The following is an 18,118-nucleotide window of genomic DNA, read 5'->3' as shown; positions in this document are numbered from 1 at the left end:
TTCGAGGAAACCAAGCTGCCCCACGTCCGGGTCGGTGACCCGGCCGACCTGCAGATGATGAGCGGCGAGCAGTTGCAAGGCCATGTCGAGAGCATCGCCCGTGGCATCTACGACCGCGACAATCCCCAGAGCCGCGAGCTGATCGCCGATGTGAACCCGACGTTCAACTGGGTGCGCCTGGCACAGCGGGTGCCGGTGCGGATTCATATCGATGAGGTGCCGGACGGGTTTCTGCTGGCGGCGGGGACGACCTGTACCGTGGTGGTAAAGCCCGGCGAGAAGTGAATGCTGCTACTTGGGCCTGACCTGTGCGGGCCCGGACTCTCGCAGCAATTGATCCCAATCGTCTGGAGGGCGGCCGGTCAGCAGCATCTTCTGAAAAACCTTGTAGGCATCGTCGCTGCTGTCGTAAGCCCGTTTGCTCGATTCCTCATTGACCCAAGCCAGCACGATGATTCGGCTGGGGGTGTGGTAGCGAAAGAACAGTCGGTATTGCTGGAAAAACTTCGCTCTGAACCAGTGCTTGTGGTCCCCACCCAACGTTGCGCCCTGCCGGTACTCCACCTTGGTCGGGTCCTGGGGGATCAGATCGAATGCCAAACGCCTGATTGCCACCAGCCGTTTATAAGCATTCTTCTTCGTGTAACCCGCTGGGTCCTTCTGCATCTGCGCTTCAACTTGCGCGCTGAGCGCCTCCAGTTTGGCCAGGAACAGCGGGTGGGCAAAGACAGTCCATCCATGAATCACAAGAGGCTTGCTGTTCGCATCACTCATTCATCTTCCGCCGACAGAGGTTGATCCAGGTCGACCTCTGCATCGCCCACGAGCTTGTCGAGGCGTGCGATGAGGCCGGCATCGACAACCTGCAGCCGTTGAGGATTGGTTGCGATGTCGTGAGCCAGAAAATTCAGGAACTGGCCTAGCACGGGATCGTCCTCGGTTGCCTCTGCGCGGGTGAGTATCACCCCACCGTCAGGGCGAATCGAGTAATGGATCTTGTCACGCTTTTTCAGACCCAAGGCTCGACGGACTGTTTCAGGAACCGTGGTCTGGTAGCGATCGGTCAGCGTGGACTCGACTTCAAAGGTGGTAGCCATGGGCAATGTCCCTAGGGTGACAACGACGCTCATCAAGGTAATGCGATTGCATTGCCAGGTCAATGCAATCGCATTACCCGACTGATCAGCGGTTCAAGCCACCCCCACCAACACTGGCACCGCGACCCGATCAATGACCTTGGCGCTGATCGACGGGTCCAGCAACCGCCCCAACCGCGACAGGTGGCGGTGGCCCATGATGATCAGCTCGCAGTTCAGTGCCTGTGCCTTGCTGACGATCGCCTCGACCGGCTGCCCGGCGACCATGCAACCCTGGCTGCTGAAACCGGCCTGCTGCAACTGTTGTACGGCCTCGGCCACGGCGCGGTCGCCCAGGCGTTGCTCCTCACAGGCGGCGGGGTATTCCTCCAGTTCTTCAGCGGTGTAGGGCGCAGGCTTGTCGTGCACAGCGAAGGTGGAGTCGATGGCCAGCAGCACGTGCAGTTCGTGTTCGCCCGGGCGGCAGTAGCGGCGGGCGAGAGTGAGCAGGGCAGTGGCAGCGGGGGAGGCGTCGATGGCGATCAGGACGGGGCTGGGCATGCGGGTTCCTTTTGAGCTGGCAGATGTTTCAGCAGGTCCGGCCTCTTCGCGGGTAAACCCGCTCCCACAGGAATCTCACAATTCCCGAGGCTTGCACATTCCCGGTGGGAGCGGGTTTACCCGCGAAGAGGCCGGACCTGCCGTATCGTATTCTTCGCTCAACCCACCCTTTGAATAAATGCCCCTCCACGCACGAGCGCATTGCGTCTGGTGCAATCGGCCAACCTGCTACCATCGCCTTTCCCCACAGCTGTAACGGAAAACGGCCATGCAACTCCCGGACATGAACCTGCTCGTCGCCCTCGATGCCCTGCTCGATGAAGGCAGTGTGGTCGGCGCCGCGCAGCGCATGAACCTGAGCCCGGCGGCGATGAGCCGCACCTTGGGGCGTATCCGTGATGCCCTGGGCGATCCGATCCTGGTGCGTGCCGGCCGTGGCCTGGTACCGACGCCACGGGCGCTGGCCCTGCGCGAACAGGTGGCGGCGCTGGTGGAGCAGGCCGGTGAAGTGTTCCGCAGCGCCGATGAAGTCGACTTGTCCAGGCTCGATCGCGCTTTCAACATTCGCACCAATGACCTGTTCATCGCCTTGTATGGTGCCCAGCTGTTGCGGCGCATGCATGAGCAGGCACCACGCACGGTGCTGCGTTTTGTGCCGGAAAGCCCCGGCGGTGATGACGACAGCGTGCTGCGCGATGGGCGTACCGACCTGATCATCAGCTCGACCGTCGACCTGGGCCCGGAGATCAAGGTGCAGAGCCTGTTCCAGACTTACTATGTAGGGCTGGCGCGGCGCGATCATCCGATCTTCGACCAACCCATCACACCGGACAGCTTTGCCAGTTATCCACAGATCAGCGTGTCCCGCCGTGGCCGGGCCAACGGGCCGATCGATGTCGAGCTGGCCAATTTCAAGGTGCAGCGGCGGGTGGCGCTGATTCCCCCGAGTTTTCACTCGGCATTGTTCTCGCTGCCCGATTCCGACCTGATCCTGCCGATGCCGGCGAACATCCTCAACAGCGTGCACAAGCTCGGCCTGCCGTTACGCTCGTTCGAAATCCCGGTGCCGCTGGAGCGGGTGACAGTACTGCAGGCCTGGCACCCGCGCTTCCATAACGACCCCGCCCACCGCTGGTTGCGGCAGACCTTGAAGGCTTGCTGCAGCGTCGATCCTTGATACCGAGTCGCTTGCTTCGCGAGTAACTCGCTATCGAGGCCGATTGCGTCAGGCGCAATATAAAACTGCCGAGAAGTCAGTTTTCGTCAGCATTCGACCTTCTTAGACTTGCTCCAGTCGCAAATTTGTTGCTGGAGATGTCTGCCCATGAGTTCCCTGTCCGCCCCTTCTGCCGCGATTGCCGCCGCCCCCGCGCCGGCCGCCCCTGCGCAGACGGTGTTCGGCCTGCGGGTGGTGGTCGGGCTGTTCGGCGTGTTGCTGGCAGTGCTGTGTGCCGGCCTCAACGAGTCGGTGACCAAGATTTCCCTCGCCGACATCCGCGGCGCCATGGGTATCGGTGCCGACGAAGGGGCATGGCTGCTGGCGGTGTATAGCGCAGCTTCCGTCTCGGCCATGGCCTTTGCCCCTTGGCTGGCCACCACCTTCTCCCTGCGCCGCTTCACCATGAGTGCGGTCGGCCTGTTCGCCGTGCTGGGTTTGCTGCAACCGTTCGCCCCCAACCTGCAAAGCCTGATGCTGTTGCGCGTGCTCCAGGGCTTTGCCTCGGGTGCATTGCCGCCGATGCTGATGAGTGTGGCGTTGCGCTTCCTGCCTCCTGGTATCAAGGTCTACGGCCTGGCCTGCTATGCACTGACCGCCACCTTCGGGCCCAACCTCGGCACACCGCTGGCTGGCCTGTGGACCGAGTACGTCGGTTGGCAGTGGGCGTTCTGGCAAATCATCCTGCCCTGCGCGCTGGCCATGTTCTGTGTCGGTTGGGGCCTGCCGCAGGACCCGCTGCGCCTGGAGCGCTTCAAGCAGTTCGACTGGCGTGGCGTGTTGCTCGGCCTGCCGGCCATCAGCTGCATCGTCCTCGGCCTGTCGCTGGGAGACCGCTGGGGCTGGTTCGATTCGCCGCTGATCTGCTGGTTGCTGGGCGGTGGCGTGCTGTTGCTGGTGCTGTTCATGTACAACGAATGGTCCGAACCGCTGCCGTTCTTCCAGCTGCGCATGCTGCAACGGCGCAACCTCAGTTTCGCCCTGGTGACCTTGGCCGGTGTGCTGATCGTATTGTCCGGTGTGAGCAGCATTCCGTCGGCGTACCTGGCGCAGATCCAAGGCTACCGCCCGGCGCAGACCAGCCCGCTGATGATGCTGGTGGCCATGCCGCAGCTGATCGCCCTGCCGCTGACCGCAGCGCTGTGCAACATCCGTGCGGTGGACTGCCGCTGGGTGCTGGCCATCGGCCTGGCCATGCTGGCGGTGTCGTGCGTGGGCAGCAGCCTGCTGACCAGCGAGTGGATCCGCGGTGATTTCTACCCGTTCTACCTGCTCCAGGTTTTTGGCCAGCCAATGGCCGTGCTGCCGCTGCTGATGCTCTCCACCAACGGCATGACCCCGCAGGAAGGCCCGTTCGCCTCCAGCTGGTTCAACACCGTCAAAGGCCTGGCCGCGGTGATTGCCGGAGGCCTGCTGGACGCCTTGGGCACCCTGCGCCGGCATTTCCATTCCAACCATCTGGTGGACAGCCTGGGCAACGCCCCGCTGATCGACGGCAACGCCGTGGGCCTCGCCAAGCGCATGCACGACCAGGCACTGGTGCTGACCTCGGCCGACCTGTACCTGGTCATGGCCTGCATCGCCGTGGCGTTGATCTGCCTGATTCCTTTCGTGCCTACCCGGGTCTATCCGCCGCGCGCGGTGGCCTGAACCCTGGATGAATTCGAGACATTGAACATGACCAACAACCGCAAAACCCTTCTCATCGGCTCGGTGCTCGCCGTCGCCGTGCTGGCCGGTATCGTCGGCCCCTGGTTGTTCGGCAGCGACCACCGGCAGAGCACCAACGATGCCTATGTGATTGCCGACTACACCGTGGTTGCGCCCAAGGTCGCGGGCTTCATCAAGGAAGTGCTGGTCGAAGACAACCAGCAGGTGCAGGCCGGCCAGTTGCTGGCGACCATCGATGCCCGCGACTACCAGGCCGCGCTGGATGCCGCCCAGGCGCAGCTGCTGGTGGCCAAGGCGCAGAGCGCCGATGCCCGCGCCACGCTCGAGCGCCAGGCCGCACTGATTGCCCAGGCCCAGGCGGCGGTGACGGCGGCCCAGGCTGAAGCAGCGTTCGCCGACCACGAGGTCAACCGCTACAGCCGCCTGGCCGAGCAGGGCGCCGGCACCGTGCAGAACGCCCAGCAGGCGCGCAGCCGGGTCGACCAGGCCCGCGCACGGCTGGCCAACACCCAGGCGGCGCTGGTGGCAACACGCAAGCAGGTGGACATCCTCACGGCCCAGGTGGCCAGTGCCGATGGCCAGTTGAAGCGTGCCGAAGCCGGCTTGGAGAAAGCCCAGCTGGACCTGTCCTACACCCGCATCACCGCGCCGGTCGACGGCATGGTCGGTGAGCGGGCATTGCGCGTCGGTGCCTTCGTCAACCCGGGCGCTCGACTGCTGTCGGTGGTGCCGCTGCAGCATGCCTACGTGGTCGGCAACTTCCAGGAGACTCAGCTGACCCATGTGCAGCCAGGCCAGCCGGTGAGCATCAGTGTCGATACCTTCTCTGGTGAAACCCTCAAGGGCCATGTCGAGAGCATCGCCCCGGCCACCGGCGTGACCTTTGCTGCGGTGAAGCCGGACAACGCCACCGGCAACTTCACCAAGGTGGTGCAACGCATTCCGGTGAAGATCGTCTTCGATGATGGCCAGCCACTGCTCGAACGCCTGCGTGTGGGCATGTCGGTAGAAGCGACCATCGACACCCAGGGCGACAAGCTGGCCGGCAAAGAGGTAAGCGTACGATGAAACCTGCCGTACGCTTGAGTCCGCTGCTGCTGGCCGTGTTGCTCGCCGGCTGCACCCTCGGGCCGGACTTCCAGCGCCCGGGCAGCCAGGCGCCGCAGCAATGGGCAGCGCTGCAAGGTGAAGCCGCTGCGAGCCAGCCACAGGCCGAGCCGCTGGAGCTGCGCTGGTGGGAAACCTTCCACGATGCGCGCCTGAGTGCGTTGATCCAGCGCGTGGCCGACAACAACCTCGACTTGCAGATGGCCGGTGCACGCTTGCTGCAAAGCCGCGCCCTACGTAGCACGGTGGCAGCTGATGAAACACCGTCGGTCGATGCCAATGTCGGTTACAGCCGCGCCCGCAACAGCGCCGAAGGCCTGAGCGATCCATCTGGCAATGCCGGTAAATCGGCCTTCAACCTCTGGCAGGGCGACCTGGTCGCCGGCTGGGAACTGGACCTCTGGGGGCGGGTACGGCGCCAGGTGGAAGCAGCCGATGCCACCGTGGAAGTGGCCGAGAACGACCGCCGCGGCGTATTGCTGGCACTGCTTTCGGAAACCGCTGGCAACTACATCCAGCTGCGTGCCGTGCAACACACCCTGGACGTGACCCGCGACAACCTCAAGGTCGCCGAGCATAGCCTCAAGCTCTCCCAGAATCGTCAGGCCGAAGGTGTCGCCACGCGTCTGGACGTGGCCCAGGCCAGTGCCCAGGTCGCCTCCATCGAAGCGCGCCTGCCGAGCCTTGAGGCCAGGCGCGATGACCTGATCAATGCCCTCAGCCTGCTCGCCGCCGAGCCGCCGCGTAGCCTGCAGGCTGAGTTGTTGCAAGGCGGCGAGCTGCCCGCGCCGCAGCAGACGTTCGCCATCGGCCTGCCCTCCGAACTGGCCGAGCGGCGCCCGGACATCCGCCAGGCCGAGGCGCGCCTGCATGCAGCCACCGCGAGCATTGGTGTGGCCAAGGCCGACTTCTATCCAAGCATCCGTCTGTCTGGCAGCGTCGGCTTCCAGGCCATGCAGCTGGCCGATTTCGGCGGCTGGGATTCGCGTCGCTTCGCTTTCGGCCCGCAGTTGTCGCTGCCGATCTTCGAGGGTGGCCGGCTCAAGGGCACCCTGGAACTGCGCGAGGCGCAGCAGCAGGAAGCGGCGCTGAACTATCGCAAGGTGGTGCTCGGTGCCTGGCACGAAATCGACGATGTGCTACGCCTGTACAACGCCAACCAGTTGCGTCGCGACCACCTGGCCGAAGCGGTGCGACAGAACCGCATCGCTCTGGAGACTGCCCAGCGCCAGTATGTGGAAGGGGCGGTGGACTTTCTCAACGTGCTGACCGTGCAGGGTGCCTTGCTGGCCAGCGAAGAGCAGTGGATCGACAGTTCGGCGGCGGTGTCGCAGGCGCTGGTCGGGCTGTACAAGGCCTTGGGCGGTGGCTGGCAGGCATTTGACGAGCAGCCAGCGAAGAAAGCGTAAGAGCGTGGGGCCGCTTTGCGGCCCTTTTCGCGACACGAGGCCGCTCCTACAGGTGATCGCGTTGCCTTGTAGGAGCGGCCTTACCGGGGCGCCGGACCGGTCGAAAAGGGCTGCAAAGCAGCCCCGGCGATTTCCCAGACAGACGAGGAGGCAAAGATGCACATTTCCTTGAACGGCAAGCGCGCCATCGTCAGCGGCTCCACCGCGGGCATCGGCCTGGCCATCGCCATCGGCCTGGCCGAGGCGGGCGCCGAAGTGGTACTCAACGGCCGCACCCAGGCCCGTGTCGACGACGCCCTCAAGGCTGTACGCGAGCGATTGCCGCAAGCGCGCATCATCGGCATCGCCGCCGACCTGGGCACGAATGAGGGCGCGCAGCAGCTTTTCGAGCAGGTGCCGCACACCGATATCCTGGTCAACAACCTCGGTATCTTCGAGCCCAAGCCGTTCTTCGAGATCGACGATGACGACTGGCAGCGTTTCTTCGACATCAACGTGCTCAGCGCCGTGCGCCTGTCGCGTCACTACGCCCAGGGCATGGCAGAGCGCAAGTGGGGGCGGGTGATCTTCCTGTCCAGCGAGTCGGCGTTGCAGATCCCGACCGAGATGATTCATTACGGTATGACCAAGACGGCGCTGCTGGCCGTTTCCCGTGGCCTGGCCGAGACCTTGGCCGGTACCGGGGTCACGGTGAACGCAGTGCTGCCGGGGCCGACCCGCTCGGAAGGCGTGGGCGACTTCTTCGCCAAGCTGGCGCAGGAGCAGGGTGTTTCCACCGATGAACTGGAGGCCAATTTCATTGCCGAGCACCGGCCGACTTCGCTGATCAAACGGCTGGCGACGGTGGAGGAAGTGGCCAACATGGTGGTTTATCTGGCTTCCATGCAGGCCAGCGCCACCACTGGGGCGGCTTTGCGGGTGGATGGTGGGGTGCTGCGTTCTATCGCCTGATCGGTAGTCGCCTGTACCGGCCTTTTCGCGGGTGAACCCGCTCCCACAGGTAGGGCGCTGCCCTCAGGCCTGGCGCTATTGCTGTGGGAGCGGGTTTACCCGCGAAGAGGCCGACACCGATGTCAGAGCGGGCGCAGCAACCCGAAGTGCTTGCGCAACGCCCAGTCCAGCAACCGCCGCGGCAGCAGGCGGGCCATCAACGGCAACGCCGTGCTGCCATTGCCCAACCGCACCACCGCCGGCACTGGCGATTTGCCAACTGCCGCCAACACGCCTTGAGCAAATTCAGCTGCTGACGTCGGCTTGTCCTGCGAAGCCCGCGCCCGCGCCTGCACATGTTCGCGCAGCGGCCACCACGCCGAGTCCGCCGCCAGTACCTGTTCAGCCTGGCGCTGCGCATTGCTGGCGAATTGCGAGGCAATTGCCCCGGGCTGCACTTCCATCACCTGAATGCCGAATGGCGCAAGCTCCAGGCGCAGGGCATCGCTCAAGGCATGCACCGCGGCCTTGGACGCGCAGTACGCGCCGGCGAATGGCGTGACCAGCACGCCCGAGACACTGCCGATATTCACCACCAACCCGCGTGCGCGACGCAGCAGCGGGAACAGTGCGCGGGTGACGCCGACCACGGCGAAGACGTTGGTCTCGAACTGCTGGCGCAGGGCATCGACGCCGCCGTCGAGCAGCGGGCCCATGGCGCCGTAGCCGGCGTTGTTGACCAGCATGTCGAGGCGCCCGTGTTGCGCTTCCAGCTCATCGGCCACGCGCTTGAGCGCTTCGCCATCGTTGACGTCCAGTTGCCGTGCAGTGAAGCCAGCGGCGGACAGTTGCTCGACATCGTCGGGCTTGCGGGCCGTGGCCCAGACTTCATGGCCGGCATCGCGGAAGGCGTCGGCCAGGGCGCGGCCGATGCCGCTGGAACAACCGGTGATCAGGACGGTGGGCATTGTGAGGCCTGTTAGCGGATGGATTTGTATGGATCTGTGCCGGCCTTTTCGCGGGTAAACCCGCTCCCACAGGGATAGCGCCATGCTGAGGGCAGCGCCGTACCTGTGGGAGCGGGTTTACCCGCGAAAGGGCTGCACAGGCGACAGATCAGTTGGCAAATGTACCTTGCAGATGCTCTGCACGGAACTCCAGCGTCTGTGGGCGATAACCCGAGCGCAGCGGTGGCAACGGCAGGCAGTCTTTCCATTCGGCGCCCGGCTGCAGCTCACCCGGCCCACGGTAGCGCGGTGCGTTATAGGTGTTTTCCGCCAGGTTCACGGTATCGCCCGGCGCATACGCTGCAACGCGCCAGCGCAGTTCGGTCAGTGGCACCTGGTTGCCGTTCTTCATGCGCACTTGCAGGGCGCGGTCGGCGGGACAGTGTTGCGGGGCGTAGGTCAGGCGCAGGTCCAGGCGTGCCAGTTGCGAGGCTTCGCGGCTGTCTTGCCAGAACACCATCAGGGCCACCAGGCCCAGGCCACAGACGGCGGCTATGGAGATGGGCAGGGCCTTGGCGGGATAGCGCAGCAGCAACACCAGCCAGGTAAGGATCAGAGCAGCGCCGATCAACATGAGTCGGTGACCTCAGGTACTCAGGTTCAGCCATCGTAGCGTTAAATGGACCCCGCTTGAAGGACAGTAAAGGCCTGGGTTCCTTCAGGCCTGTGCATGCTACCTGGCTGGTACTTCTGCGAGTATCGGAGTTTCTGCTCCAGTCATAGCCTGACTTGCAGCGGTCAACTGCTGACTCATGGCGCAGTTTGACAATGCTTCAATCAGCGCAGGAGATATGAAAAATGATGTTGAAACACACGAATACTGCACAGCAGGCCTTTTCCGGAAACATGCAGGCGAAGTTGACGTCGGGCGCAGAATTCAATGCCAGTTCCATTGGTTATCAACCCGAGTTTGGCATCATCGCGATCGATGACAAGGCGTTGAACGACGAACCTTTTATCTATATCGGGTTTCCTGATGCAATGGGTGTTGGCAGCCACCCGATCAAGCCTCAAGGCCAGGGCAGTGTATGGGCGTTTCTTGGCGTCCAGGGCAAAGGGCAGGCAAACACCGGGACGCTGGTAATCAAAGAAGAACCAGCACCCGGCGTTATCTCGGCGAAGTTCACGTTCGAGGGGGTGGGAGAAGATGGGCAAGCGTTCGAGGTAACTCAAGGTACTTTCATCATCCGCCCTCACGCCAAGCCAAAGGGCATCGTTCCGGCATTCGCCGCATCGGCCAAGATCAGCCCAGTGCTTTCGGGTAACGCCGGTTTTGACGCTGATACGATCTTTGCGCGAACCAACGATGCAGGGCGGCACAGTATTCTGGTTACCCAGCAAAGTGGCCTGGCGGGAGGGCTGTCAGGGCTAGGCACCTACTTCTATATCAATAGTAATGGGGAAGGGAACGTATTCGCGGTCGTCAATCAAGGCCTGTATGCCTCCAGGGAAAAGACCATCACCAACTTTGAATTTGAAGAAAATGTCCGGCTGTCCTTCGACTTCAGTTACTCGTTCACGGGTAACGGGACTGATTACAAGGTAAGTGACGGTCATCTCGAAATCGACTGGCGTCCCAAGTAATACGGGTTGCAATGAAAAGCCCCGCACCTGAGAAGGTAGCGGGGCTTTTGCTTGAAGCAGTTTCTTTACTGCGCGATGGTCTTCACCGAAACGCCGCGCTCAATCGGCGTCGAGGTACGCCCATACACATCCTCGAAGCGCTCGATGTCGTCCTCGCCCAGGTAGCTGCCGGACTGCACTTCGATGATCTCCAACTGGATCTTGCCCGGGTTGCGCAGGCGGTGGACCGAGGCGATCGGGATGTAGGTCGACTGGTTCTCGGTGAGCAGGAACACGTTCTCGTCACAGGTCACCTCGGCGGTGCCCGACACCACGATCCAGTGCTCGGCACGGTGGTGGTGCATCTGTAGCGACAGGCAGGCACCTGGTTTGACGGTAATGTGCTTGACCTGATAGCGGCCGCCCATGTCCACCGAGTCGTACGAGCCCCACGGGCGATACACTTCCAGGTGGTTCTGGGTTTCGCTGCGGCCCTGCTCGTCGAGGGTCTTGACCATCTGCTTGACGCCCTGGACCTTGTCCTTGTGGGCAATCATCATCGCGTCCTTGGTCTCGACCACGACGATGTTCTCCAGGCCGATCACCGACACCAGCTTGCCGTTGCCGTGGATCATGCAGTTGCGGCTGTCCTGCACCACCACATCGCCCTTGGTGACGTTGCCGTCGGCGTCCTTGTCGTGCACTTCCCACAGCGACGACCAGCAGCCCACGTCGCTCCAGCCGGCCGACATCGGCACCACGCAGGCGCGCTGGGTCTTTTCCATCACCGCGTAGTCGATGGAGTTGTCCGGGCAGCAGGCGAAGGTGGCTTCGTCGATGCTCAGCACATCGCCGTCTTCTTCGCTGCGCTCCAGGGCCAGCACGCAGGTGTCGTAGATGTCGGCGTCGTGCTTTTTCAGCTCTTCGAGGAAGCGGCTGGCGCGGAACAGGAACATGCCGCTGTTCCAGAAGTAGCCACCGGCCTTGACGAATTCGGCGGCGCGTTTTTCGTCGGGCTTCTCGACGAACTGCGCAACGCGGGCCACGCCTTCTGGCAGCAGGGCGTCCTGGCTGGAGCGGATGTAGCCGTAGCCGGTTTCCGGTTTGGTCGCCGGCACGCCGAACAGCACCATCTCGCCACGCTCGGCGGCCACGGTGGCCAAGGCCAGGGCGCGCTGCAGGGCTTTCTGGTCATCAATCACGTGGTCGGCCGGGAGCACCAGCATCAGGTCGTCACGGCCTTCGTTGACCAGCTTCATCGCGGTCATCGCCACCGCGGGCGCCGTGTTGCGGCCGAACGGCTCCATCAGGATGGCCTGGGTTTCGAGCCTCAGGCTGGCCAGCTGCTCCTGGACGATGAACTTGTGGTCCTTGTTGCACACCACGATCGGTGAGTCCATGCCTTCGAACACCAGGCGCTCGAGGGTCTGCTGGAACAGCGTGTGCTCACCGGTCAGGGCCAGGAACTGCTTGGGGAACTGCTTGCGCGACAGGGGCCACAGACGCGAACCGCTACCACCAGAAAGAATTACCGGGATCATCATGTTTCTCCAATAAGGTCGTTAACGAGGCAGGGGATCAGTTGGTGGACACTGGGCGAGTGACCCAGACCGGCGACAGCTTGCTGCCGGAGCCAGTGACGTACAGCACGGCGGCTTCGCCGCGCTCCAGGGCGACCGGTTTGAGGTCGCTGACTTTCTTGTTGCCTTCGAACAGGGCCAGGTTGACCTTGACCGGGTTGATCTCGCGCTCGCCACGGCCCTTGGCGGCCACCGACTGCACCACGTCGGTCTTGCCGTCGGCGGTTTTCAGGGTCAGGGCCTGGTCGCTGAGGTTCTGCACGCGCACCAGCGCTTTCTGCTTGTTCTTGAACGGCGGCTCTTCGATCAGTTGCGGGTTGCCACCGTTGTTGTTGACCAGGGTGTAGTACTTGTCGGCGGCCAGCTTGACCGGGACGCTCTTGCCGCCGACTTGGGCTGTGTAGTCACCGCCTGGCAGGAAGCTGAAGTCGCTGCTGGCCTGGGCGCCGACCTGCTTGATCTGGGTGTTGCCGACGCTGGCGGCGGCCGGGGCGCTGGCGGCGTTGTACAGGCGCACGAAGGTCGAGCCTTTCGGGGCGGTCGGGCCGTACAGCGCGGCGTCGGCGCCGGCGAAGGCCTGCAGGGAAGCAAGGGACAGGCCGGCCGCGAGGGTGAGGGCTTTGGCAATGGAAGTCTTGGTAGTCATGTGCGTGTTCCTCTCTATCTATCAGTGGTTCGTCCGGGTGGACGACAGGGCCAGGTTTTCTTCGGATTTACGGGAGTTCTTCAGCTGCGCGATCCACTGCGGGTCGAAGCTGCTGAGGTCGTTCTTCATTGGCAGATAACGTTCGGGGAATTCCCACACCACCACTTGTGGCGCGGCGTTCTTGAAGGCATCGCTTTGCAGGTACTTGAGCATCGGCAGCAGCGGGCCGTGGCCGTCTTCGGCGTAGTTGGCGACGTCGCTGTGCAGGGCCTGCTGCAGCGCGCCGAGGAAGTTCCAGTGCGGGTTGGCGCTGTAGCTGGTGCCCACCAGCGCCACCGGGATCTGGCTGTCGGCGAACAGCGCGTCGCCGGCATCGGCTTGCGCCTCGGCCGGGCGGGTGGTGCGTTGCTGCAGGTTGTCCGGGCTGGGCAGCAGGTTGCTGAACAGTGGGTCGAGCGGCAGGAAGTTGGTCAGGTCGCCCTTGTACGGCGCGCTGCTGCCGGCTTCGGTGATGAACGCCTGCGGGTCGCCGTTGAGCAGGTTCTGGCGGTTGACCGCCTCGGCCAAGGTCTGGGCGGCCACTTCGGCGCCCATCGGCGTCCAGTGGGTGTCGGTACGCAGGAACACCTGGCCGCGCCCCTTGGCCTGCTCCATCGCAGCCTGCAGGTCAGGGGCGAACACGTTGGCCTGGCGCACCTGGGCGTGGAACTGGTTGTACAGGTCGTCGTGCAGGCTGGCCGGTTGCTCCTTGCCCACGTATTCCGAGTAGATGCGCGCCTTGGCCGGCACGATCGCCAGCACCAGCTGGCTGCCGTGCTGCTGCAGGGTGTCGCGCACGCCACGGATCAGCGCCAGGTTTTCTTCCATCAGCTGCTGGGCACCGGCGGTGGGCTTGAACTCTTCATCGCTGAACAGCCACTGGTCACGGCCCAGCACCACGCCGGGGCGGCCTTCGTTGAACAGCTTGAAGTCCAGCGCGGCCCAGAGGTTGGTGCCCAGGCGCTTGATCGGGAACTGGTCGTCGTAGTGGGTCTCGGCGGCCTTGGCCAGCTTGCCGTTGAGCAGGGTCATCTGCTCGGTGCGCTGGAAGCTTTGCAGGCCACCGGTGGACCACACGCCCATGCCCACCAGCAGGCCGATGAACGACAGGGAGTAAGTGATGCGTAATGTCCGGGTCATGGTCATCAACCTCAGAACTGGAAGTAGAGGAACGGCGAGTAGCTCTGCGCCGAAAGCTTGAGGATCGAGGCGGCGAACAGCATCAGGATCAGGGCGCGGGACATGACCCGGGTCCAGTCCAGGCCGAGCGAGCCGTCGGCATTGACCTGCACCGGGGTGGCCTTGGCCGTCGGCCTGGCGTTGCGGTAGAAGTCGCGCAGGCCGAAGAAGGCCAGGGTCAGGTAGGCGATCACCAGGGTCGCCACCTGCAGCCCGGTGAGCTGGGCGCGGTTGAGCTCCGACAGCTGCCATTCGCCGAAGCTGAACATGGCGCCGTACATGCGCCCGGCCACGTGCAGGTTCTCGGCGCGGAAGATCACCCAGCCGACCACCACCAGCAGGAAGGTGAACGCCCACTTGATCGGGTTGAAGCGCTGCGGATTGGTGTCGATGCCCAGTGCCCGCTCGATCGCCAGCCACATGCCGTGCCAGGCGCCCCAGATGATGTAGGTGAAGTTGGCACCGTGCCACAGGCCGCCCAGCAGCATGGTCAGGAACAGGTTGCGGTAGGTGTTGAAGGTGCCTTTGCGGTTGCCGCCCAGGGTGATGTAGAGGTAGTCGCGCAGCCAGGTCGACAGGCTGATGTGCCAGCGGCGCCAGAACTCGGTGATCGACTGGCTGATGTACGGCTGCTTGAAGTTCTCCATGAAGCGAAAGCCCATCATCAGGCCCAGGCCGATGGCCATGTCGCTGTAGCCGGAGAAGTCGAAGTACAGCTGTGCGGTGTAGGCCAGGGCGCCAAGCCAGGCATCACCCGTGGTGGGGTTCTGCAGGGCGAAGCAGTGGTCGGCGACCACCGCCAGGGTGTCGGCGATGAACACTTTCTTGATGAAGCCCTGCATGAAGCGGGTGCAGCCTTCGGAGAACTTGTCCAGGGTGTGGGTGCGGTTGTTGAACTGCTCGACCAGGTCCTTGAAGCGCAGCACGGGGCCGGCGATCAGGTGCGGGAAGATCGCCACGAACGCGGCGAAGTCGATCAGGTTGCGGGTGGCCGGGGTGTCGCCGCGGTACACGTCGATGATGTAGCTGATCGACTCGAAGATGTAGAACGAGATGCCGATCGGCAGCAGCACGTGGGTGAGGATGAACGGCTCCAGGCCAAACGAGGTGATGATCGCGTTGAGGCTGTCGACGCCGAAGTTGGCGTACTTGAAGTAGCCGAGGATCGCCAGGTCCACGCCCACGCCCAGCAGCAGCCAGCGCTGGGCCGGCTTGGTGCGCACGCCGGCGGCGCCGACTTTCAGGCCGATCCAGTAGTTCCACAGGGTCACCCCGGCGAACAGGGCGAGGAAGTCCACCCGCCACCAGGCGTAGAAGATGTAGCTGGCGACCAGCAGCAGCAGGTTGCGATAGCGTTGCCCGCTCAGGTAGTACAGGCCGAGGAAGATCGGCAAGAACAGGAACAGGAACACGTTGGACGAGAAGACCATCCCGGTTCTCCTAAGTTGTTCACAGCATCCAGGGCAAAGCGCCCCCCAAACCCCCCAGTCCAAGACTGAAGAGCAACTCATTTCCCTGTGGGAGCGGGCTTGCCCCGCGAACAAGGGCGAAGCCCTTGCCAGACACCGCAGTGTCCGCTTCGCGGGACAAGCCCGCTCCCACAGGGATAAATCCCACATCGGGGTGTTACTTCTTGGAATCCGCGCTCGGGTCGTAGACCCGGGTCAGGTTGCCGCCGAGCCTGAAGCTGTCGAACGGCTGCATGCCGTGCTTGCGCTGCAGGGTGTCGCCGACGCACTGGTACAGCGCGCACCACGGCTCGAGCCAGGCGTACTTGCTGTCGACCTTGAGGTCTTTCATGTCCTGTTTCTCGCCGGCACGTTCGGCGAAGTGGCGCGGGTCGCGGGCGCCGGCCAGCACGCCTTCGCCCAGGCGCTGCAGGGCGAAGTTGTTTTCGCTGCGCAGGTCCACGCCGTTGGCCTTGGCGAAGCTGGCGATCATCGCCAGCGGCGGCAGGGCATAGTTGTGGTAGGCCAGGGCGCGCTGCTTGCGCTTGACCTCGTTGGGCAAGAAGCCCTGGTCGTCGATCTGGTTGGCGCCGACCTTGTATTCCTTCACCGCCCAGTCGAACAGGTCGCGGCGGTCGGTGGCCACGGCGGTGGCCATTACCGACCACGCCGCCCAGTAGCTGTGGTTGTTGATCTTCTCCAGCGGCAGGTTGCTCCAGTCGCGCACGGTCTGCTCGGCGAGGCGGCCGAACCACTTCTCGATCAGCTCGGCCTCGGCCTGGTGCGCGGCCAGCGGCTGCGAGTTGGAGAACTTCAGGCGCAACCACGAACCGCTCATGCTGCCCAGCGCCCATTTGCGCATGGACTTGCCGGTGTGGTTGTAGTTGGTCGACATCAGCGCATCGGCGCGGGCCCAGGTACCCAGCCAGGTCAGGGTGCAGTCGAGCTGCGCCGGGCGGCCGTCGCGCATGTACTGGTTGACCATCTTGGCCACGCCACGCTCGAGGGTGGTGATGTCTTTGGTGGAGTCGCGGAAAGCCTCTTCCGACTCGACGTTCAGGGTCGCCCGGGCCTTGTCCGAGCCTTCGTACTTGCTGCGAAACTGCAGCGCGCCGGTGTAAGGCTTGGGCGCCGCCTCGCAGCGGAAGTTGCCATCGCGGGTCTTGAGCTTCTCGATGCCCTCGTAGTAACCCTGGGGCGGCACCAACGCAGCGTGCGCGGCGCTACCGAACAACGCCAGGGCGAGCAGGGCAGGGCGGAAGGTTCGCTTGAATGCAGTCATGGTCGCCTCACTGGCCGGCCTGGGCGGTTTGCGCAGGCACGGCGAAGTTGTTGCGTTTGCAGAGTTTGGCCTCGACCTTCTGGGTGCCGGTTTCCGGCCCCTGGACCTCGAAGGCCAGCAGGTTCTGGCTGGCCCAGTCCTCGTCCTCGCGCATCTGGAAGACGAAGCGCCCGTCGGTGTCGGAGGTTTCCGGTTTTTCCAGCTTGATGTCCTCGTGGCGGCCGTTGAGGTACCAGAGGGTCGCTTGCAGCACCTTCACCGACGGGTCCTCGAACTTCACGTCCATCTGCAGGTTGCGGTTGACCAAGTCCTTGATCACGCCGCCCTTGCCGTTGACCATCAGCTCGTTCTTGCCGGGCTTGAGCGTGGTGCTGGCGCTCATCAGCGCCGGGCGCGCATCGCAGCCGTCGTCGAGCAGGCCGAGGATCTGCCGCCAGATGGTTTCCTGGTCCAGGCGGTACAGCGGCGAGAATTCCCAGATCAGGATCTTCGGTGGGTGGCTCTGGAACTCCTCGCTGCCCAGGTACTGGATCATCGAGCCTTCCAGGCCGCCGCCGGGGAAGGCGACGTTGAGCACGTCGGCGCCGATGTACTGCTCGAGGAAGCCCGAGAAGTTGTAGTTCTTGCCGCTGTGGCTGGTGCCGACCAGGGTGATCTGGGCGTTGCCGCTGTCACCGAAGAGGTCGTCGCCACCGCCGCTGGAGCCTTTCGGTTCAGTGGCGAACTGGTCCATGTACTGCACCGCGTAGCTGGTGCCGCAGAGCTGGCCGGCGACGTTGTGCAGGGTGCCGGTCTTGCCCATGCGCCCGGACTTCTGGGTTTCGAATTCCTTGCGCGGGACGCCTTCGAAGGCTGGCATCTGATGCACGGTGTCGGCCACGATCTTGGCCGCGCGCTCGGCGCCGTATGGCGTCCAGTGCTGGTCGCCGCGGAAGTAGAAGTCCTTGCCCTGGTCGGCGGCGGCCAGTTGCTCGTTGGTCAGCGGCGACAGGTCGGGCACGTTGTAGCCCATGCTGGCAAAGCGTTTGAGCATGGCCTGGTAGTTGCCCAGGGCCTTCTGGTAGTCGAAGGCGGCTTTCTCGGCCGGCTTGAGCATGTTGCGGTTCACCAGGCCGCGGGTCGGCTGGTAGACCACGACCAGTTCCACGCCGCGCTTCTTGAACGCGTCATGCACCTGCTGCAGGCGCTTGTAGCCGGCCGGGGTGGTGTTGAACTCGGTGCGCAGGTCTTCGCGGGTACGGAACAGCCAGTCGCCCTGGGCCTGCACCAGCGTGGTGAAGTTCTGCTGGTAACGAGTGGTGTAGCGGCTGGCGTCATGCGCCTCGGGGCACAGCTGGCAGCAAGGCTCGGCAGTGAAGGCCGGGGCCTGCACGTCGTCGGCACGCACGCCCTGGCTGATGGCCA

Annotated in this window: 17 protein-coding genes and 1 pseudogene; 7 read left to right on the top strand and 11 right to left on the bottom strand. The window is 63.9% G+C overall.

All coding sequences use genetic code 11. The features are described from left to right. Positions 1-285, top strand: a pseudogene (locus tag B3E94_RS13120) (efflux transporter periplasmic adaptor subunit); the annotation flags it as partial. Positions 286-291: 6 nt separating this feature from the next. On the opposite strand, the gene B3E94_RS13115 reads toward B3E94_RS13120, so the two are convergent. From B3E94_RS13115 to B3E94_RS13105, 3 genes are all read right to left on the bottom strand, one after another. Then, a complete protein-coding gene (locus tag B3E94_RS13115) occupies positions 292-774 on the bottom strand; it encodes a type II toxin-antitoxin system YhaV family toxin (RefSeq protein WP_286913831.1) in 483 nt (160 codons plus the stop codon). Beyond that, positions 771-1,097 (bottom strand): type II toxin-antitoxin system PrlF family antitoxin, encoded by a 327-nt coding sequence (locus tag B3E94_RS13110; protein ID WP_152954881.1) that lies wholly within the window; start codon positions 1,095-1,097, stop codon positions 771-773. The genes B3E94_RS13115 and B3E94_RS13110 overlap by 4 nt, the downstream gene beginning before the upstream one ends. 93 nt (positions 1,098-1,190) lie before the next feature. After that, positions 1,191-1,637 carry a universal stress protein gene (locus B3E94_RS13105; protein ID WP_286913829.1) on the bottom strand — a complete coding sequence of 149 codons (447 nt, stop codon included), beginning with the start codon at positions 1,635-1,637 and terminating at the stop codon, positions 1,191-1,193. A 268-nt stretch (positions 1,638-1,905) separates the two neighbouring features. On the opposite strand from B3E94_RS13105, the gene B3E94_RS13100 reads away from it, so the two are divergent. The 5 genes from B3E94_RS13100 to B3E94_RS13080 all read left to right on the top strand — a co-directional run bounded on the left by B3E94_RS13100 (position 1,906) and on the right by B3E94_RS13080 (position 7,991). Then, on the top strand, positions 1,906-2,814 hold the full coding sequence (locus B3E94_RS13100; RefSeq protein WP_286913827.1) for a LysR family transcriptional regulator: 909 nt from the start codon (positions 1,906-1,908) through the stop codon (positions 2,812-2,814). A gap of 147 nt (positions 2,815-2,961) precedes the next feature. Further along, positions 2,962-4,503, top strand: a complete 1,542-nt coding sequence (locus B3E94_RS13095; RefSeq protein WP_286913825.1) for an MFS transporter — start codon at positions 2,962-2,964, stop codon at positions 4,501-4,503. A 27-nt stretch (positions 4,504-4,530) separates the two neighbouring features. Then, positions 4,531-5,592: an HlyD family secretion protein gene (locus B3E94_RS13090; protein ID WP_286913823.1), complete on the top strand. Its 1,062-nt coding sequence runs from the start codon at positions 4,531-4,533 to the stop codon at positions 5,590-5,592. Beyond that, positions 5,589-7,040, top strand: a complete 1,452-nt coding sequence (locus B3E94_RS13085) for an efflux transporter outer membrane subunit (protein ID WP_286913822.1) — start codon at positions 5,589-5,591, stop codon at positions 7,038-7,040. The genes B3E94_RS13090 and B3E94_RS13085 overlap by 4 nt, the downstream gene beginning before the upstream one ends. A 156-nt stretch (positions 7,041-7,196) precedes the next feature. After that, positions 7,197-7,991, top strand: a complete 795-nt coding sequence (locus B3E94_RS13080; protein WP_286913821.1) for an SDR family NAD(P)-dependent oxidoreductase — start codon at positions 7,197-7,199, stop codon at positions 7,989-7,991. A gap of 122 nt (positions 7,992-8,113) precedes the next feature. Here B3E94_RS13080 and B3E94_RS13075 read toward each other — a convergent pair whose 3' ends face one another. Next, positions 8,114-8,938, bottom strand: coding sequence for an SDR family oxidoreductase (locus B3E94_RS13075; protein WP_286913820.1), 825 nt, complete (start codon positions 8,936-8,938; stop codon positions 8,114-8,116). Between the two features lie 148 nt (positions 8,939-9,086). After that, positions 9,087-9,551: a multidrug transporter gene (locus B3E94_RS13070; protein ID WP_286913819.1), complete on the bottom strand. Its 465-nt coding sequence runs from the start codon at positions 9,549-9,551 to the stop codon at positions 9,087-9,089. Positions 9,552-9,775: 224 nt separating this feature from the next. On the opposite strand from B3E94_RS13070, the gene B3E94_RS13065 reads away from it, so the two are divergent. Beyond that, on the top strand, positions 9,776-10,561 hold the full coding sequence (locus tag B3E94_RS13065; RefSeq protein ID WP_286913818.1) for a hypothetical protein: 786 nt from the start codon (positions 9,776-9,778) through the stop codon (positions 10,559-10,561). Positions 10,562-10,626: 65 nt separating this feature from the next. Here the strand turns inward: B3E94_RS13065 and B3E94_RS13060 are convergent, their stop codons facing one another. From B3E94_RS13060 to B3E94_RS13035, 6 genes are all read right to left on the bottom strand, one after another. Next, positions 10,627-12,081: a mannose-1-phosphate guanylyltransferase/mannose-6-phosphate isomerase gene (locus B3E94_RS13060; protein WP_286913832.1), complete on the bottom strand. Its 1,455-nt coding sequence runs from the start codon at positions 12,079-12,081 to the stop codon at positions 10,627-10,629. Between the two features lie 37 nt (positions 12,082-12,118). Beyond that, on the bottom strand, positions 12,119-12,766 hold the full coding sequence (locus B3E94_RS13055) for an alginate O-acetyltransferase AlgF (protein WP_286913816.1): 648 nt from the start codon (positions 12,764-12,766) through the stop codon (positions 12,119-12,121). Positions 12,767-12,787: 21 nt separating this feature from the next. Beyond that, the gene (locus B3E94_RS13050; RefSeq protein WP_176512296.1) at positions 12,788-13,945 is read right to left on the bottom strand and encodes an alginate O-acetyltransferase; all 1,158 of its coding nucleotides are present in this window, start codon (positions 13,943-13,945) and stop codon (positions 12,788-12,790) included. Between the two features lie 11 nt (positions 13,946-13,956). Next, positions 13,957-15,414 carry an MBOAT family O-acyltransferase gene (locus B3E94_RS13045; protein WP_286913815.1) on the bottom strand — a complete coding sequence of 486 codons (1,458 nt, stop codon included), beginning with the start codon at positions 15,412-15,414 and terminating at the stop codon, positions 13,957-13,959. A gap of 196 nt (positions 15,415-15,610) precedes the next feature. Next, positions 15,611-16,714, bottom strand: coding sequence for a mannuronate-specific alginate lyase (locus B3E94_RS13040; RefSeq protein ID WP_176512298.1), 1,104 nt, complete (start codon positions 16,712-16,714; stop codon positions 15,611-15,613). A gap of 7 nt (positions 16,715-16,721) precedes the next feature. Next, positions 16,722-18,118, bottom strand: a 1,397-nt coding sequence (locus tag B3E94_RS13035; RefSeq protein WP_286913814.1) for an alginate O-acetyltransferase, incomplete at its 5' end; no start/stop codon positions are given.

The organism is Pseudomonas sp. UBA6315 (genome assembly GCF_002438125.1).
GTDB classification, from domain to species: domain Bacteria; phylum Pseudomonadota; class Gammaproteobacteria; order Pseudomonadales; family Pseudomonadaceae; genus Aquipseudomonas; species Aquipseudomonas faucium.
The sequence above is the reverse complement of the archived record's forward strand: the minus strand, read 5'-3'. Positions and strand labels throughout refer to the sequence as shown.

Bases quoted from the DNA above. Each gene is read 5' to 3' on its own strand.
- B3E94_RS13115 (WP_286913831.1), bottom strand. From the start codon at position 774: ATGAGTGATGCGAACAGCAAGCCTCTTGTGATTCATGGATGGACTGTC.
- B3E94_RS13110 (WP_152954881.1), bottom strand. From the start codon at position 1,097: ATGGCTACCACCTTTGAAGTCGAGTCCACGCTGACCGATCGCTACCAG.
- B3E94_RS13105 (WP_286913829.1), bottom strand. From the start codon at position 1,637: ATGCCCAGCCCCGTCCTGATCGCCATCGACGCCTCCCCCGCTGCCACT.
- B3E94_RS13100 (WP_286913827.1), top strand. From the start codon at position 1,906: ATGCAACTCCCGGACATGAACCTGCTCGTCGCCCTCGATGCCCTGCTC.
- B3E94_RS13095 (WP_286913825.1), top strand. From the start codon at position 2,962: ATGAGTTCCCTGTCCGCCCCTTCTGCCGCGATTGCCGCCGCCCCCGCG.
- B3E94_RS13090 (WP_286913823.1), top strand. From the start codon at position 4,531: ATGACCAACAACCGCAAAACCCTTCTCATCGGCTCGGTGCTCGCCGTC.
- B3E94_RS13085 (WP_286913822.1), top strand. From the start codon at position 5,589: ATGAAACCTGCCGTACGCTTGAGTCCGCTGCTGCTGGCCGTGTTGCTC.
- B3E94_RS13080 (WP_286913821.1), top strand. From the start codon at position 7,197: ATGCACATTTCCTTGAACGGCAAGCGCGCCATCGTCAGCGGCTCCACC.
- B3E94_RS13075 (WP_286913820.1), bottom strand. From the start codon at position 8,938: ATGCCCACCGTCCTGATCACCGGTTGTTCCAGCGGCATCGGCCGCGCC.
- B3E94_RS13070 (WP_286913819.1), bottom strand. From the start codon at position 9,551: ATGTTGATCGGCGCTGCTCTGATCCTTACCTGGCTGGTGTTGCTGCTG.
- B3E94_RS13065 (WP_286913818.1), top strand. From the start codon at position 9,776: ATGATGTTGAAACACACGAATACTGCACAGCAGGCCTTTTCCGGAAAC.
- B3E94_RS13060 (WP_286913832.1), bottom strand. From the start codon at position 12,081: ATGATCCCGGTAATTCTTTCTGGTGGTAGCGGTTCGCGTCTGTGGCCC.
- B3E94_RS13055 (WP_286913816.1), bottom strand. From the start codon at position 12,766: ATGACTACCAAGACTTCCATTGCCAAAGCCCTCACCCTCGCGGCCGGC.
- B3E94_RS13050 (WP_176512296.1), bottom strand. From the start codon at position 13,945: ATGACCCGGACATTACGCATCACTTACTCCCTGTCGTTCATCGGCCTG.
- B3E94_RS13045 (WP_286913815.1), bottom strand. From the start codon at position 15,414: ATGGTCTTCTCGTCCAACGTGTTCCTGTTCCTGTTCTTGCCGATCTTC.
- B3E94_RS13040 (WP_176512298.1), bottom strand. From the start codon at position 16,714: ATGACTGCATTCAAGCGAACCTTCCGCCCTGCCCTGCTCGCCCTGGCG.